Source organism: Geminicoccus harenae (genome assembly GCF_019800005.1).
Lineage (GTDB): Bacteria > Pseudomonadota > Alphaproteobacteria > Geminicoccales > Geminicoccaceae > Geminicoccus > Geminicoccus harenae.
Map to the genome: position 1 here is coordinate 12,447 of NZ_JABGCL010000021.1, position 15,435 is coordinate 27,881.

13 protein-coding genes are annotated in these 15,435 nt (G+C 68.8%); 8 read left to right on the top strand and 5 right to left on the bottom strand.

Features of this window, described 5'->3' with window-relative positions:
• The first annotated feature begins 156 nt into the window (after positions 1–156).
• Both rpoZ and HLA95_RS18485 read left to right on the top strand, forming a co-directional pair.
• Positions 157–528 (top strand): DNA-directed RNA polymerase subunit omega, encoded by a 372-nt coding sequence (gene rpoZ / locus HLA95_RS18480; protein ID WP_191058693.1) that lies wholly within the window; start codon positions 157–159, stop codon positions 526–528.
• A gap of 70 nt (positions 529–598) precedes the next feature.
• Positions 599–2,818, top strand: coding sequence for a RelA/SpoT family protein (locus HLA95_RS18485; protein ID WP_191058700.1), 2,220 nt, complete (start codon positions 599–601; stop codon positions 2,816–2,818).
• A gap of 43 nt (positions 2,819–2,861) precedes the next feature.
• Here the strand turns inward: HLA95_RS18485 and hemA are convergent, their stop codons facing one another.
• The 4 genes from hemA to HLA95_RS18505 form a co-directional block, all read right to left on the bottom strand.
• Positions 2,862–4,073 carry a 5-aminolevulinate synthase gene (gene hemA / locus HLA95_RS18490; RefSeq protein WP_191058694.1) on the bottom strand — a complete coding sequence of 404 codons (1,212 nt, stop codon included), beginning with the start codon at positions 4,071–4,073 and terminating at the stop codon, positions 2,862–2,864.
• Positions 4,074–4,201: 128 nt separating this feature from the next.
• Entirely contained in the window at positions 4,202–5,398 is a 1,197-nt protein-coding gene (locus tag HLA95_RS18495) for a type III PLP-dependent enzyme (RefSeq protein WP_191058695.1), read from the bottom strand.
• A 153-nt stretch (positions 5,399–5,551) separates the two neighbouring features.
• Positions 5,552–6,388: an MOSC domain-containing protein gene (locus tag HLA95_RS18500; RefSeq protein ID WP_191058696.1), complete on the bottom strand. Its 837-nt coding sequence runs from the start codon at positions 6,386–6,388 to the stop codon at positions 5,552–5,554.
• On the bottom strand, positions 6,388–7,497 hold the full coding sequence (locus HLA95_RS18505) for a mandelate racemase/muconate lactonizing enzyme family protein (RefSeq protein ID WP_191058697.1): 1,110 nt from the start codon (positions 7,495–7,497) through the stop codon (positions 6,388–6,390). Before HLA95_RS18505 ends, HLA95_RS18500 begins: the two co-directional genes overlap by 1 nt.
• Before the next feature lie 83 nt (positions 7,498–7,580).
• Here HLA95_RS18505 and HLA95_RS18510 point away from each other — a divergent pair, with 83 nt between their 5' ends.
• The 6 genes from HLA95_RS18510 (at position 7,581) to HLA95_RS18535 (ending at position 13,581) form a co-directional block, all read left to right on the top strand.
• Positions 7,581–8,729, top strand: coding sequence for an iron-containing alcohol dehydrogenase (locus HLA95_RS18510; RefSeq protein WP_222184116.1), 1,149 nt, complete (start codon positions 7,581–7,583; stop codon positions 8,727–8,729).
• 27 nt (positions 8,730–8,756) lie between these two features.
• Positions 8,757–9,086: a DMT family transporter gene (locus HLA95_RS18515; protein ID WP_191061303.1), complete on the top strand. Its 330-nt coding sequence runs from the start codon at positions 8,757–8,759 to the stop codon at positions 9,084–9,086.
• 185 nt (positions 9,087–9,271) lie between these two features.
• Positions 9,272–10,315 carry an ABC transporter substrate-binding protein gene (locus HLA95_RS18520; protein ID WP_191061304.1) on the top strand — a complete coding sequence of 348 codons (1,044 nt, stop codon included), beginning with the start codon at positions 9,272–9,274 and terminating at the stop codon, positions 10,313–10,315.
• 73 nt (positions 10,316–10,388) lie between these two features.
• Positions 10,389–11,642: an ABC transporter permease gene (locus tag HLA95_RS18525; protein WP_222184118.1), complete on the top strand. Its 1,254-nt coding sequence runs from the start codon at positions 10,389–10,391 to the stop codon at positions 11,640–11,642.
• Positions 11,643–11,653: 11 nt separating this feature from the next.
• On the top strand, positions 11,654–12,496 hold the full coding sequence (locus HLA95_RS18530; protein ID WP_191061319.1) for an ABC transporter permease: 843 nt from the start codon (positions 11,654–11,656) through the stop codon (positions 12,494–12,496).
• The gene (locus HLA95_RS18535) at positions 12,493–13,581 is read left to right on the top strand and encodes an ABC transporter ATP-binding protein (RefSeq protein ID WP_191061318.1); all 1,089 of its coding nucleotides are present in this window, start codon (positions 12,493–12,495) and stop codon (positions 13,579–13,581) included. The genes HLA95_RS18530 and HLA95_RS18535 overlap by 4 nt, the downstream gene beginning before the upstream one ends.
• Before the next feature lie 9 nt (positions 13,582–13,590).
• Here HLA95_RS18535 and HLA95_RS18540 read toward each other — a convergent pair whose 3' ends face one another.
• Positions 13,591–15,432: an ABC transporter substrate-binding protein gene (locus HLA95_RS18540; protein WP_222184119.1), complete on the bottom strand. Its 1,842-nt coding sequence runs from the start codon at positions 15,430–15,432 to the stop codon at positions 13,591–13,593.
• Positions 15,433–15,435 lie beyond the last annotated feature (3 nt).

The following is a 15,435-nucleotide window of genomic DNA, read 5'->3' on the forward strand; positions in this document are numbered from 1 at the left end:
CCTGACAGTTGCACGTCGCGGCCGCCGGCGGTGGCAGCATACCGCGCCCACGCGTGGCTGGCATGTGGTCGCGGTACCGCGCGGCTGGTTTGCAGACGGGCGCGTGATGCACTACATGACGGGCAGACGTCTTGTGACTTGCTCCGGAGTTTCTTCATGGCCCGCATCACCGTCGAGGACTGCGTTGAACGCGTCCCGAGCCGGTTCGAACTCGTGATGCTCGCCGCGCAGCGGGCACGCGACGTGTCGGCCGGCGCATCGCTCAACGTGGATCGTGACAACGACAAGAACCCGGTGGTCGCGCTGCGCGAGATCGCCGAGGACAAGATCGACCTGGACCATCTGCGCTACGAGATGATCCACGGCCTGCGCCGCCATGCCGAGGTCGGCAGCGAGGAGCCGGAAAGCCTGCAGGACGAGCTGGACGCCCTCATGCCCGCCCCGGATCTCGGCCAGATCGGCCAGATGCCCGAGGACGTGTCCTACCAGGACCAGGACATCATCGAGGATGAGGGCTTCGATCGCTGAGCGCACGAACTAGGCGGCCGCCAGCCGGGCGGAAGCGGCCGCCAACACCCCCGTCGAGGCGGCCTTGAGCATGGAAGGCGGCGAAGTTCTGGCCAGACCGGCCGCCGAGGTGCAGGCGGAGCCGCCCAAGCCCGTGCCGCGTCGCAAGGTCCTGCGCCAGTACGAGCTGGTGGACTTGGTGCGCGCCTACGATCCGGACGTGGACGAGGAGCTGCTGGACCGCGCCTACGTCTTCACCATGCGCGCGCACGGCTCGCAGCTCCGCGCCTCGGGCGACCCGTACTACCATCATCCGGTCGAGGTGGCCGGCATCCTGGCAGGCCTCAAGCTCGATACCGCCTCAATCGCGACCGGCCTGCTGCACGACACGGTCGAGGATACCGTCACCACCAATGCCGAGCTGGCCCGGCTATTCGGCAAGGAGGTGGCGCGCCTGGTCGAGGGCGTGACCAAGCTCAACAAGATCGAGCTCCAGTCGGCCGAGACCGCCCAGGCCGAGAACTTCCGCAAGCTGCTCCTCGCCATGAGCGAGGACATAAGGGTGCTGCTGGTCAAGCTCGCCGACCGGCTGCACAACATGCGCACCCTCCATTTCATCAAGAACGAGGAGCGCAGGAGGCGGATCGCCCGGGAAACCCTGGAGATCTATGCGCCGCTGGCCGAGCGGATCGGCATGGAGGCGATGAAGGGCGAGCTGGAGGATCTGGCGTTCGCCGAGCTCTGGCCGGACTATCGCGAAGGCGTGCTGCACCGGCTGAACACGCTGCGCCAGGGCGATGACGGGCTGATCGAGCGGGTCTGCGCCGCGTTGCGCGATACCCTGCACAAGGAAGGCATCGAGGCCGATATCACGGGGCGGGTCAAGACGCCCTACTCGATCTGGCGCAAGATGCAGAACAAGAACGTCAGCTTCGAGCAGCTCTCGGACCTGATGGCCTTCCGGGTGATCGTCGGCACGGTCGGCGAATGCTATGCGGCGCTGGGCGTGATCCACGGCAAGTGGCAGACCCTGCCCGGGCGGTTCAAGGACTATATCAGCCTGCCCAAGCCCAACGGCTACCGCTCGCTGCACACCACCATCCTGGGCCCGGAAGGGCGCAAGGTGGAGATCCAGATCCGGACCGCCGAGATGCACGAGGTGGCCGAGCTGGGGGTGGCCGCGCACTGGGCCTACAAGGAGGGCGAGCGGCCGCGCGACGGCCGGCAGTTCCGCTGGCTGCGCTCCCTGCTCGAGATCCTGGAGCATGCCAGCGACCCCGAGGAATTCCTCGAGCACACCAAGCTCGAGATGTTCCAGGACCAGGTGTTCTGCTTCACGCCGAAGGGCCAGCTGATCAACCTGCCGCGCGGCGCCACGCCGGTCGATTTCGCCTATGCGGTCCATTCGCAGATCGGCGATACCTGCGTCGGCGCCAAGGTCGACGGGCGCATCGTGCAGCTGCGCACCCAGCTGAAAAACGGCGACCAAGTCCAGATCATCACCGCCAAAGGGGCCACGCCCTCCCCTGCCTGGGAGCGGTTCGTCGTCACCGGCCGGGCCCGCTCGCGGGTCCGCCGCTTCCTGCGCCAGCAGCGCCGGTCCGAGTTCATCGACCAGGGCAAGGACCAGGTGACCAAGCTCGCCGAGCGCGAGCACCTGCCGTTCGGCGAGAAGCACCTGGACAAGGCCAGGACGGCGCTCGGGTTGAAGAGCGTCGAGGATCTGCTGGTCGCAGTGGGCGACGGCACGCTGTCGGCGCGCAGCGTGATCGACGCGGTCCGCAGCGAGCTGCAGCCGGCCGAGCCCCAGGAAGAGACCCTGGTGCCCAACCGCGCCAAGGGTCTGGCCGTCGATCAGACCGAGCATGCGGGCCCGATCCGCGGCCTGCCGCCGGGCGTGGCCTTCCATTTCGCCGGCTGCTGCCATCCCGTGCCGGGCGACGGCATCATCGGCCTGGTGCGCACGGGCAAGGGCATCGCCATCCACCGGGTCGAGTGCCGCACCGTGGCGGCGGAGGACGTGAGCGGCGCGCTCACCCTCGGCTGGAACGGGCAGCTGAACGGGGCCACTGCACCGGCACGGCTCACGGTCATGGCCACCAACAAGCCGGGCGCGCTCGGCACCATCAGCACGCTGATCGGCAAGCAGGGCGGCAACATCACGGACGTGCGGATGAACCGCAAGGACGACCAGCTCTTCGAGATCACGCTGGATGTCGAGGTCCAGTCGCGCGAGCAGCTCGACCAGATCCAGGCGGCCCTGCGCTCCAGCTCGATCGTCAACGGGGTCGAGCGGCTGCTGGTCGGCTGACCGACCTGCCCGGAGGGGCCAGCACGGTTCCGGCGGGGCGCCCTCAGGCGGCCCGGGCGAGATCCAACGTGGCCCAGACCTCGACCATCGCCGCCACCAGCTGGTCGACCAGCTCGTCGTCATGGTGCGGCGAGGGCGTGATGCGCAGCCGCTCGGTGCCCTTGGGCACGGTCGGATAGTTGATCGGCTGGATATAGATGCCGTGGCGCTCCAGGAGCAGGTCGCTGGCCTGCTTGCAGCGGACCGGGTCGCCCACGAACACCGGCACGATATGGGACGGGTTGGCCATCACCGGGATGCCGGCGGCGGCCAGCCGGCTGGCCACGGTCCGCGCGCGCTCCTGATGGCGCTGTCGCTCGACGTCGCTGGACTTGAGGTGTCGGACGCTGGCGAGCGCCGCCCCGGTCACGGCCGGCGGCAGCGAGGTCGTGAAGATGAAGCCGGACGCATAGGAGCGGATCGCGTCGACCAGGGCCGCGGAGCCGGCGATATAGCCACCCAGCGCACCGAACGCCTTGGCGAGCGTGCCCTGGATCACCGTCACCCGGTGCTGCTCGCCCAGCATCTGCGCGATCCCGCCACCCCTCGGCCCATACATGCCGACCGCATGCACCTCGTCCAGATAGGTCATGGCACCATAACGGTCGGCCAGATCGAGGATCTCGCGGACCTTCCCGAAGCTGCCGTCCATCGAATAGACGCCCTCGAAGGCGATCAGCTTCGGCCGTTCCGGCGCGGTCTCGGCCAGCATCTGCTCCAGATGGGCAACGTCGTTGTGCCGGAAGATGCGCTTGGGCGCCCGGCCGTTGCAGATGCCCGCGATCATGGAGGCGTGGTTCTTCTCGTCGCTGAACACCACGCAGTCGGGCAGGAGCTTCGCCAGGGTAGAGAGCGCCGCCTCGTTGGCGACATAGCCGGAGGTGAACACCAGGGCCGCCGGCTTGCCGTGCAGGTCGGCCAGCTCGCGCTCCAGCGCCACGTGCAGGTGGTTGGAGCCGCTGATGTTGCGGGTTCCGCCGGCACCGGTGCCGTGCCGGGCGACCGCCGCCTGGCCGGCCTCGACCACGCGCGAGTCGGTGCCCATGCCCAGATAGTCGTTGGAGCACCAGATCACCACCGGACGCGGTCCGTCCGGCATGTGCCGCAATGCCCGGGGGAAGGATCCGACCTGACGCTCGAGATCGCAGAATACCCGGTAGCGACCCTCAGCGCGCACGGCCGTGACCGCCTCGCGGAAGATGCGCTCGTAATCCATCAACCCTGTCCCGGTTCCGTTGCAACGACTGCTGGCCGGCGAAATGTGGGTTCATGCCGGCCGAGCATCCAGTAATACAACACGATCTCGGCCAGGATGTCGCGGGTGAAGCGGCTCAGGCGGCCGGTTCAGGCCGCCTGAGCATACGCGAACGCATCACCGCGGCGGGCCAGGCTCGCCTCCAGCCGGATCCGGTCGAAGGCGTCGTCGTGCAGGAACACGACGCCGCCAGTCTCGAAGCCGTTGAAGCGGGTCTTCAGCGCGTTGCTGTAGGCTCCCATCTGGCCGACTTCGATCCAGTCGCCCTCGTCCATGTCGGCCGGCAGGAGATGCGGGCCCGGCATGGAGTCGATGCTGTCGCAGGTGGGCCCGAACAGGTCGTAGGGGATCAGCGGCGCGTCGCCATGGCGGCCGCCCACCCGGATGGCGCGCAACGGGAACTGCGGGCCGATCCACTTCAGCTCCGCCAGATTGCCGTACACGCCATCGTTCAGGTAGAGCGAGGCGCCACGGCGCAGCTCCACGCGGGCGAACACGGAAGCCCCGTCGGCAACCAGAGCGCGCCCAGGCTCGCACTGCAGGGGCGTGCCCGCCAGCCCGTACTGGTGGAGCGCCGCCTTGATCGTCGCCACGAACAGGTCGAAGCCCGGCTCGTCGCCCCGGTAGCGGCCGGGAAAGCCGCCGCCCACGTCGAGCATGTCGACCGCACCGGCCTCCGCCACCACCTGGCCGCACAGCGCGATCGCCCGGTGGAACGCCATCGGGTCCAGGCACTGCGAGCCGACATGGAAGGTGATGCCGACGCTGCGCGCGAACGCCCGGCAGGCGCGCACCAAAGCCGGCGCCTCCTCGACATCGCAGCCGAACTTGCCGGTCAGCGTGAGCACCGCGCCCTCGCCCGGCACGGCCAGCCGCACGAACAGGTCGAGGTCCTTGGCCCGGTTGGTCACCTGGACGATCTTGGCCAGCTCCTCCTCGTGGTCGAGGACGAAGCTGCGCACGCCGTGCTCGAAATAAGCCTCGGCGATCGCCTCCGGTGACTTCACCGGATGCATGAAGTGGCAGACGGCACCGGGGAACCGGCGCCGGATCTGGCGCACTTCGCCGATCGAGGCCGTGTCGAAGTGGCGGATTCCGCCCTTCCACAAAGCATCGAGAACCGGATCGGCGTCGTTACACTTCACGGCATACAGGACGTCGCCCGGAAACTGGGCGATCATCTGCCGCGCCGTACGCTCGACGACGTGGGGCCGGACACCGACAATGGGGTGGGAGCCGAGGTGATGGGTAAGCAACGCCTCGGCGCTGCCGTAGCTAGGGGTCATTTCCAACCTTCCGAGAGACCACCAAGGGTCCAGGGCTGATCAGAAAGCCGCCGCCGCGCGCGCCGCAGTGCATGGGCTTCTTTTCGTGTGGGCGGTAGATAGGGTCAGGACCCCCGCGAAGCAAGGGATAATTACCCCCGTTTTCAACCGGGCTTAACGCTGTGGACCCGGCGCAAGGACCACCGGGTCGCCGATTCGCAGGCATGGCGCGGGTTCGTCGCCCAGGATCGACACCAGGTTCCAACCGAACAGCGGGAAGCCGGCAGTATCCGAGTGCACGCGGCGCAGGGTACGCAACGGCTCCTCACCCAGCCGTTCCCCGCTGGCCTGGTCGGTCGTGGTGACGATGCAGCGCTCGCAGGGGCTGACCAGCCGGAAGACCGTCGTCCCGGCGCGCAGCCAGGGCACCTCGTCCTCCGCCCATGCCGGCAGGCCGTCCACGATCAGGTTCGGCCGGAAGCGCGCCATCGGCACCGGCTCCGCACCCGCTTCGGCCAGATGGTCGTTGAGCCGTGCCAGGGAGGAGGTGCTGGCCAGGAGCAGCGGGAAGCCGTCGGCGAAGCCGGTACGGGCATCGGGCGGCGAGATGGCGGGATCGCAGGGGCGCAGCGCCTCGGGCGCGAAGCGGACCAGGTGCACGGCACGGCCGAGAAACTCGGAAAGCAGCCGGTCGATCTCTGGCGATTGCGGCATCGCCGGCAGCCTCTGGCCCCAGACCGTGACGCCCATCCGCTTGTCGCCCTCGGCCGGCAGGACCGGATGGCGCTGCCCGTCCAGGACGAGCACGAGCTGGCCATCCTCGATCGCGGTGTCGATCCTCGCCAGTGCCGGGAGCTCGCGCTGGGTGAGGAACCGGCCGCCTGGCCGCACCACCATCCAGCGCCGGTCATGGGCAAGGCCCATGGGCTCGACGGGGGCCGCCTCCACCGGAATGCCGCGGCAGCCCTTGACCGGGTAGATCCACAGCCCGGTGATCCGCCCCGTCTGCATCAGCCGATCCTCGTCGCCGCCAGCGCCGCCTCGTCGAGCTGCACGCCCAGGCCCGGGGCCTCGCCCAGCTCGATGCAGCCATCCGCATCCGCCTCGATGGGTGTCATTAGGCCATGGTCGCGCCTGGCCGTGGTCCATTCCGGCGGGTCATAGGGGAATTCCAGGGGCAGCATCGGCCCCAGGCCCGCCACCAGATGGGCGTTGGCGAGCAGGCCGATGCCGTTGCCCCAGGTGTGGGGCGTAAACGCGATCCCGGCCGCGCGCGCCTCGCGGAACAGCTCGTTCAGGCCAGAGATGCCCCCGCCGCACACCGCATCGGTCTGCAGGACATCGACGCAGCCCTCCCGGATCCAGCTGCGCATGCTCTCCATGTCGCGGGCGAGCTCGCCGCCGGCAATGCGGATCGGCGTGGCGTCGCGCAGCGCCTTCATGCCGGCCACATCGGCGCGGTGCAGCGGCTCCTCCAGCCAGAACACGCCGAGCGGCTCCAGCGCCCGCGCCACGGCCAGCGCATCCTTGAGCGTCCAGGACGGGCTGGCGTCCCAGGGCATCCGCCAGCCCTGGTTGCAGTCCACCATCAGCTCCATGCTGCCGCCCACCGCGGCACGGATCGCCTCGATCTTGGCCACGTCGCGGTGCCAGTTCCGCTCGTGGAAGCGGATCTTCATCCAGCGAAAGCCACGCTCGGCGAACGCTTCCGCCTGTGCCGCCATCGCCTTGGGCTCGCGCAGCGTGCCGGACGACGCATAGCAGGGCACCCGACCGGACGTGCCGCCCAACAGGCGCCAGACCGGCTGGTCGGTGATCTGGCCGAACAGGTCCCAAAGGGCGATGTCGAGCGGCCAGAGCCGGCCATAGAAGAAGGACAGGTTGTCGATGATCCTGAAATGCCGGCCGAGGGCGCGTGCGTCCTGGCCGATGAACAGGTGCTCGTTGCCGCGCAGGCCGGGCATCGGGTCGCCCGCCCCCACCCCGGTCAGGCCGCTCTCGGTGGTGACGCGGACCAGATCGACCACGAAGCGGCGGCGCGGCACGGGGTCCCAGGAGGCCCGGAAGGGCGGGTCCAGATCGATCGCGTGATGCGAAAGCTCGATCTTCGCGATTTTCATCCAGGGTTGCTCCCACCATGTCCCTTGCGGCGCGTCATGCGGCCCGGATAGCACGGGAGGCAGGCGGTGGCGGAGAGCATTGCATGGCGACCAGCTTCGGGCTCGAGCGGGGAACCCCCATCGCCTATGGCGAGGACCGGGCGCTGGCCCTGGCAGACGACGTCACGGCCCTGGTCGGCCCCGCCGCGCGGATCCTGCTGGTCACGGACCGGGCGATCGCCACGCTGGACCGGGTGGTCGCGATGCGCGAGCGACTCGCCATGGCCGGCCACCAGGCGGTGATGTACGCGGAGATCACCGGCGAGCCCGATGTGGCGCGGGTGGAGGCGGCGGCCGCTGCCGGACGGTCTGCACGCGCGCAGCTGGTCATCGCCGTGGGCGGCGGCTCGGCGATCGATGCCGGCAAGCTCGCCGCCGTGACCATCCTGGGCGAGGCACCGCTGGATGCCTATGGCCTGTGCGCGACGCCGCTGCCGGCCCGCACCCTGCCGATCATCGCCCTGCCGACCACGGCCGGCACCGGGGCCGAGATGACCCGCACCGCCGTGTTCACCAACAGCCACGGCCACAAGGTCTGGGCCTGGGGCGAGGAACTGCGCCCGGCCCTGGCGGTGCTCGACCCGGTCCTGTCGGCGACCCTGCCGCAGCGGCTCACCGCCTGGACCGGCCTGGATGCGCTGGTCCATGCCATCGAGGCGGCCACCAACAGGCGCGCCAACCCGCTGGTGTCGGCCTCGGCCCTGCAGGCGATCCGGCTGATCGCGCGGCATCTCGGCATGGCCATGGACGAGCCGCGCAACCTGGAAGCGCGCGGCGGGATGCTGATGGCAGCTGCCCTGGCCGGCAGCGCCATCGACAATGCCGGCACCGGCGTCGCTCATGCGATCGGCCATGCCATGGGCACCCATGCCTATGTCCATCATGGCCGGGCGGTGGCGCTGGCGCTCGGCGCTGCCCTGGAAGCCAACCAGGAGGCGGCGCCACGCCAGCATGCCGAGGTCGCAGCAGCCCTGGGGGTACTGCCGGACGATCTGGTCGCGAGCTACGACCGGTTGCTCGACGAGGTCGAGATCGGCCGTGATCTCGCCGATGTCGGGCTCGGGCCGGAGCAGACCGAGGCGATCTACGCCACCACGCTCGGCCCGGAGAACCTGCCCATGCTCCAGGCGAACTGCCGGCTGTTCACCGAGGAGGAACTGCACGAGCTGGTCGCGACGGTGCTGGCGGGCTGAGCATGTCCCTGCAAGCGACCGCCTGACTTGCCCTGGCTCTATCTCGCCATCGCCATCGTCGCCGAGGTGATCGCGACCTCGGCGCTGAAGGCGTCCGACACCTTCACCAGGCTCTGGCCGAGCCTCGTCACGCTGGTCGGCTATGCTGTGGCGTTCCTGTTCCTGTCCCTGGCGATGCGCAGCTTTCCGACCGGCGTGGTCTACGCGATCTGGTCGGGGGTCGGGATCGTCCTGATCACCGCGGTGAGCTGGATCTGGTTCCGCCAGCCGCTCGACCTGCCGGCACTGATCGGCCTCGGCCTGATCGTGGCCGGCGTCCTGGTGGTGAACCTGTTCTCGGAGAGCGTCCGGCACTGACGCCCCCCGACGCTGCGAACCGGAAGCGTCTGGAAGCGGACGCGGCTGCGGATGGCCATGGGAGGGTTGCCCTCACCCCGAGAACCGTCGAACAATCCACACCAGGGGATCGAACCGGTCGCAGGACAGGATCGGGAACGACGGCGCCGCAGACGCGCCATGCTGTCGAGCAGGGAGGGGTATTCATGGGTGTTTCGAGCAAGGGCGTCCTGTGCGCAGGGGTCGCCGCCGTCATCGGCTGGTCGGCCGCGGCCGATGCGCGCGACCTGACGGCGGTAGGCTTCGGCGGTGCCATCCAGGATGCGTTCCGCAAGGCCTATTTCGCCCCCTACGCTGCCGAGCACGGCATCACCATCCTCGAGGACACGACGAATGGCGGCCTGGCCAAGCAGAAGGCCATGGTGGAGGCCGGCAACATCGTCTGGGACGTGATGCAGATGGAGGACGACGAGGTGACCATGGCCTGCGAGGCCGGTCTTCTCGAGGAGATCGACTGGTCGACCCGGCCCAACGCCGCCGACATCGACCCGTCTTTGTTCAAGGACTGTGCGGTCGGCGCGCTGAGCTGGGCCCTCATCCTGACCTATGACGGCGACAAGCTCCAGGACGGGCCGAAGACCTGGGCCGACTTCTGGAACGTCGAGAAATGGCCGGGCAAGCGGGGCCTGCGCAAGACCGCGAAGCTCACGCTCGAGGTCGCACTGATGGCCGACGGCGTGCCGCCACAGGAGGTCTACGACGTCATCGCCACTGAGGAGGGCCAGGACCGGGCGTTCGCCAAGCTCGACGAGCTGAAGCCGCACATCCAGTGGTGGGAAAGCGGCGCCCAGCCGCAGGAATGGCTGTCCTCCGGGGATATCGTGATGACCGCGGCCTATAACGGTCGGGTCGCCAACGCCCAGGACGAGGGCAAGAACTTCCCGATCTCCTGGGACGGCCAGATCAACTCGGTGGAGTTCTGGGCGATCATGAAGGATTCGCCCAACCTGGATCAGGCGATCGGCCTGGTCGACTTCATGATGACCAAGGAGCCCCAGGTCGAGTTCGCCAAGACGATCCCCTACGGGGTGAGCAACGCGAAGGCGATGGAGGAGCTGCCGGCCGAGGTCCTGGCGCGGCTGCCGTCTGCCCCGGACAATCTCAAGAACTCGGTCCGCTTCGACGCCGACTTCTGGATCGACCACAACGAGGACCTGTCGGAGCGCTTCGCCGCCTGGGTCGCGCAGTAACCTCTAGTCGGCAGGCCGGACCGCGTGATCGTGCCGGATCGCGCGGTCCGGCACGGCATCGGGATCGGAAAGCATGGCGGTTGCTGTTGCGCATGGCGCCGAAGCGGCGGAACTGCGGCGGGCTTGGCATCGCTCGGGCCAGCGCCGGCGGCTGGTCTCGCTGCTCCTGGTGGCACCGCTGTTCCTGTACGTGCTGCTGACCTTCATGCTGCCCATCGGCCTGGTGCTCTACCGGGCCTTCGAGAATCCCGAGCTGATCGAGGCCTTCCCCGAGACCGCGTCCACCTTGTCCGGCTGGGACGGCGGCGAGGGGTTGCCGCCGGACCCGGTGTTCGCGACCTTCGCCCGCGAGCTCGCGGACGCGCCCAAGCGGGCGACCGCCGAGGCGGCACGCCGGCTGAACTACGAGATCAGCGGCTTTCGCACCCTGATCTCGAGCAGCGCCCGCAAGATCGACTCGATCGAGCCGGCCGAGCCTTCGGCCATGCGCGACGCGCTGATCGAGCTCGACGCGCGCTGGGGTGAGCCGGCCTACTGGCACGCCATGAAGCGGGCCACGCCGTCCTACACGCCCTACTACATCCTGGCGGCGGTCGACCTGCGCCAGGATGATCGCGGCGACGTCGTGCAGGCCCCGGAAGACCAGCGCACCTATGTCGACATCCTCCTGCGCACCCTGCGCATCGCCGCCGTGGTCACCCTGGTCTGCCTGCTGCTGGGCTTTCCGCTGGCCAACCTGATGGCGAATGCGTCCGGCCCCTTCGCCGTGGTCCTGATGATCGCGGTGATGCTGCCGTTCTGGACCTCGCTCCTGGCGCGCACCTCGGCCTGGATCGTGCTCCTGCAGAAGGAGGGGCTGGTCAACTCGCTGCTGGCATGGCTGGGCCTGATCCAGGCACCGCTCGAGCTGATCTTCAACACCACCGGCCTCTACATCGTGATGGTGCACATGATGCTGCCCTTCATGGTGCTGCCGCTCTACGCCACCATGAAGGGCATCCCGCCGCATTTCATGAAGGCGTCGGCCTCGCTCGGCGCCCATCCGCTGCGCGGCTTCCTCCATGTCTACCTGCCGATGACCCTGCCGGGCGTGGGTGCCGGCGCGCTGCTGACCTTCATCGTGACCGTGGGCTACTACATCACGCCCTCCCTGGTCGCGAGTGCGAGCGACCAGATGGTCGGCTACTTCATCGCCTTCTTCGCCAACACGACGATCAACTGGGGCATGGCCTCGGCACTGGGCATGGTGCTGCTGGCCTGCGTGGTCGTCCTCTATTTGATCGCCGCCCGCATGGTCGGCATCCGGCAACTCGCCGGACTGAAGTGAGCGCAAGGGCCATGCAGTACCGCCACCAGATCGCTCTCGTGCGCACGCTGCGCCATCTGTTCGGCGCCGCGATGGTGCTGTTCCTGCTGGCCCCGCTCGCCGCCGTGGTGCCGCTCTCGTTCAGTGCGGGCAGCTTCCTGTCCTACCCCCTGCCGGGCCTGTCGTTGCGGTGGTACGAGACGGTCTTCCTGGACGGGCCCTGGCTGGCGACCCTGAAGAACAGCCTGATCGTCGGCGTGGTGGCGACGATCGCCGCGACTGTGCTCGGCACGCTGGCGGCCTACGCCTTCGCTCGGCGCGACCTGCCGATGCCCACGGCGGTGCTGGGCTTCCTGATCGCACCGATGATCGTCCCGCCGGTGATCAGCGGGCTCGGCATGTATTTCCTGCTGGCCTGGCTCGGCCTGACCTCGACCATGGCGGGCGTGATCGTGGCCCATACCGTGCTGGCGGCCCCCTTCGTCCTGATCACGGTGACTGCCACGCTGCAGGGCTTCGACATGAGCCTCCTGCGCGCGGCCGCGAGCCTGGGCGCGTCGCCGACCCGAGCCTTCCTCACCATCGTGGTGCCGGTGATCACGCCGGGCATCGTGGCCGGCGCGCTGTTCGCCTTCATGACCTCCTTCGACGAGGTGGTGGTGACCCTGTTCCTGGCCGGCCCCGCCCAGCGCACCCTGCCGCTCAAGATGTTCGAGGGGCTGCGGGACAATATCGAGCCGTCGATCCTGGCGATGGCGACGTTCCTCATGGTGATCGCGGCGATGACCCTGATCGTGTCCGTCATGCTGATGAAGAAGAACACCCGGAACCTGGGCGGGCGGCCCGGCGGGACCATGGCGGAGACCGGCGAATGACGCGCGGCAACATCGTCGAGTTCGCCGGCGTGCAGAAGTCCTATGACGGCCGGCACCTGGTCATCCACGACCTCGACCTCGGCATCCGGCACGGCGAGTTCCTGACCCTGCTCGGCGCCTCGGGCTCGGGCAAGACCACGACCCTGATGATGCTGGCCGGCTTCGAGACGCCGACGCGCGGGCACATCCTGATGAAGGGCGTGCCGATCGAGCACCTGCCGCCGCACCGGCGCGGCATCGGCGTGGTGTTCCAGAACTACGCCCTGTTCCCGCACATGAGCGTAGCACAGAACCTGGCCTATCCCTTGAAGATGCGCGGCGACGACCGGGCGACGATCGCGAGGAGGGTCGAGAAGTTCGTCCACATGGTGCGCCTGGAAGGCATGGAGCACCGCCGCCCCTCGGAACTGTCGGGCGGCCAGCAGCAGCGCGTAGCGCTCGCCCGTGCCCTCGTGTTCGAGCCGGATCTGGTGCTGATGGACGAGCCGCTGGGTGCTTTGGACAAGGCGCTGCGCGAGCACATGCAGGACGAGATCCGCCAGATCCACCGGGAGCTCGGGGTGACGGTCGTCTACGTGACCCACGACCAGTCCGAGGCGCTGGCCATGTCCGACCGGATCGCGATCTTCCAGGACGGCAGGATCGCGCAGATCGCCGCCCCGGAGGAACTGTACGAGCGCCCGGCCAGCGCCTTCGTGGCGGGCTTCATCGGCGAGAACAACCTGCTGGCCGGCCGGTCCGAGGGCAGCGCTGCCGATGGCCGCTGTCGGATCACGCTCGCTTCCGGTGCGGAGGCCAGGGCGGCCCTGCCCGGCGGTCGCACCCGCCCCACCGGCCAGGTGACGCTCGCTGTCCGGCCGGAACGGCTTGCGATCGGCCGGCCTGCCGAACTGCTCGCCAACCGGCTGCGCGGCCGGATCACCGATGTCGCCTATCTGGGTGACCATCTGCGCGCACAGGTCGACATCGGCGGTGGGCAGCGGATGATCGTGCGCAAGCCGGTCGACCAGTTCCCCGAGCGCCCGACGATCGGTGCGGAGATCCTGGTCGGCTGGCGTGAAGAAGACGGGCTGGTGTTCAGCTAGGCCGCCGGCTCAGGCTGACTTCAGCCACCAGCTGTCCGGCCGGTAGATGCCGAAATGGGCGCCGGGCTCCCAGTTGTAGATGCCTTCCGCCGGCAGGTTCATCAGGCCGGGCCGGGCGGCCACCGGCTGCAGCACCCCGCCGATCAGGCCGATCGTCCAGACATTGGCGGCATGGTTCTCCAGGATCTGCAGCCAGATCGCCGCCTGGGCCTGCTCGTCCTCGGCAAAGCGCCAGTCCTCGAACAGCTTCATCAGGGCCTTGGCCTCGGGCAGGTCCGGCTTCTCGCCGGCCATGCCCTTGGTCTCCATGTACTGGCCCCATTTCGGCCACTGCGCCTGGTCCTGGGCAGTGGGCACGAACTCGACCGGCGGGTAGTCCGGCTGCGGGATGCCGTTCTCCACGCCGTACCAGATCGTCATGAGCGCTTCGCCCGAGAAGACCCGGTTGCGCAGCACGTCCCGCTGGGAAGGCTTGACGTCGATGCCGAAGCCGATCTCCCGCCAGTTGGTCGCGACCAGTTCCAGGACGTCGCTCTGCTCGCTGTCCTCGCCCGCGGTCTCGACCACCAGGCGCAGGTCGCGGCCGTCGGGCAGCTTGCGAAAGCCGGCCGGTCCCATCGCCAGCCCGAGCTGGTCGAGCAGCTCGTTCGCCTTGCCGGGGTCGAAGCCGGTATTGGCCGTGCCGAGCTCGTCGCGCCACAGCGGGCTTTCCGGCATCACCGTGTTGTTGGACGGCACCGCCAGGCCGAAGAACAGGAACTGGTTGATCGCCTCGCGGTCGATCCCGATCGCCAGCGCCTTGCGGAAGCGCACCTCGCGGAACATGGCCCGCCAGACCGGGTCCGCGGCATGCAGGTTCGGGAACAGCGCCAGATGCGCGCCGCTCGCCTGCTTCCACAGCCGGGTCACCAGGCCGTTGCGCTGCTCGCTCTCCTTCAGGAAGGTATAGTCCTTGAAGAACAGGCCGCGCGCCTGCAGGTCGGTTTCCCCTGCCCCGGTCTTGATCGGGATCAGCTTGCTGTCGACCACGTCCAGCACGACCTGGTCGATGTAGGGAAGCTGCACGCCGTTCTGGTCGACCCGGTGGAAATACCGGTTGCGCACCGCGACGAAGCGCTCCGACGGCGGCGGGGTCTGCAGCACCCAGGGCTGCACGTCCGGCATCTCCGGATTGTCGATCTTGCTGATGCGGTCCTTGCGGCCGAACAGGTCGCCCCAGTCGCGCGACTTGGTCCTGGCGATCTGCTGGGCGAGTTCGTCGGGCTTCGCGTATTTCTCGTGGAACGGCTTCAGGTAATGGGCCGGCCGGTAGAGATAGATCGGTGCCGCCGCCGCGAGGGCCGGGAGGAAGAACGGGTTGGGCTGCTTCCAGGCATAGCGGACGGTCAGTTCGTCGGGATGGCTCACCTCGGGCGGTTCGCCGTCCATGACCATCTGGACGTCCGGCCCGGTCGGCATCAGCGTCTCGTTGTTGGCGACGTCCTCCCAGTAGAACCGGAAGTCCTCCGAGGTGAACGGCTGGCCGTCCGACCAGCGATGGCCCGGGCGCAGGTGGAAGGTGAAGATCCGCCCTTCCTCGACCTCGAACGACTCCAGGAGATCGGGCACCAGCCGGTAGTCCAGGTCGTAGCCCACCAGCCTTGCATAGCCGTAGACCGTGAGCAGCCGCGTGTCGCGCGCCCGGCCGATCAGCGTGCGCAGCGTGCCGCCCTGCTGCCCCGGTTGCTCGACCTCCACCACCAGCGGCACCTCGGGCGGGCCGCCGTCGGCCGCGACCGCGCCCCGCCGCGGCAGGAAGCTGCAGCCGGCGGCAAGCGCAGCGGTCTCGATCAGGGTCCGGCGGGTAATCATGGC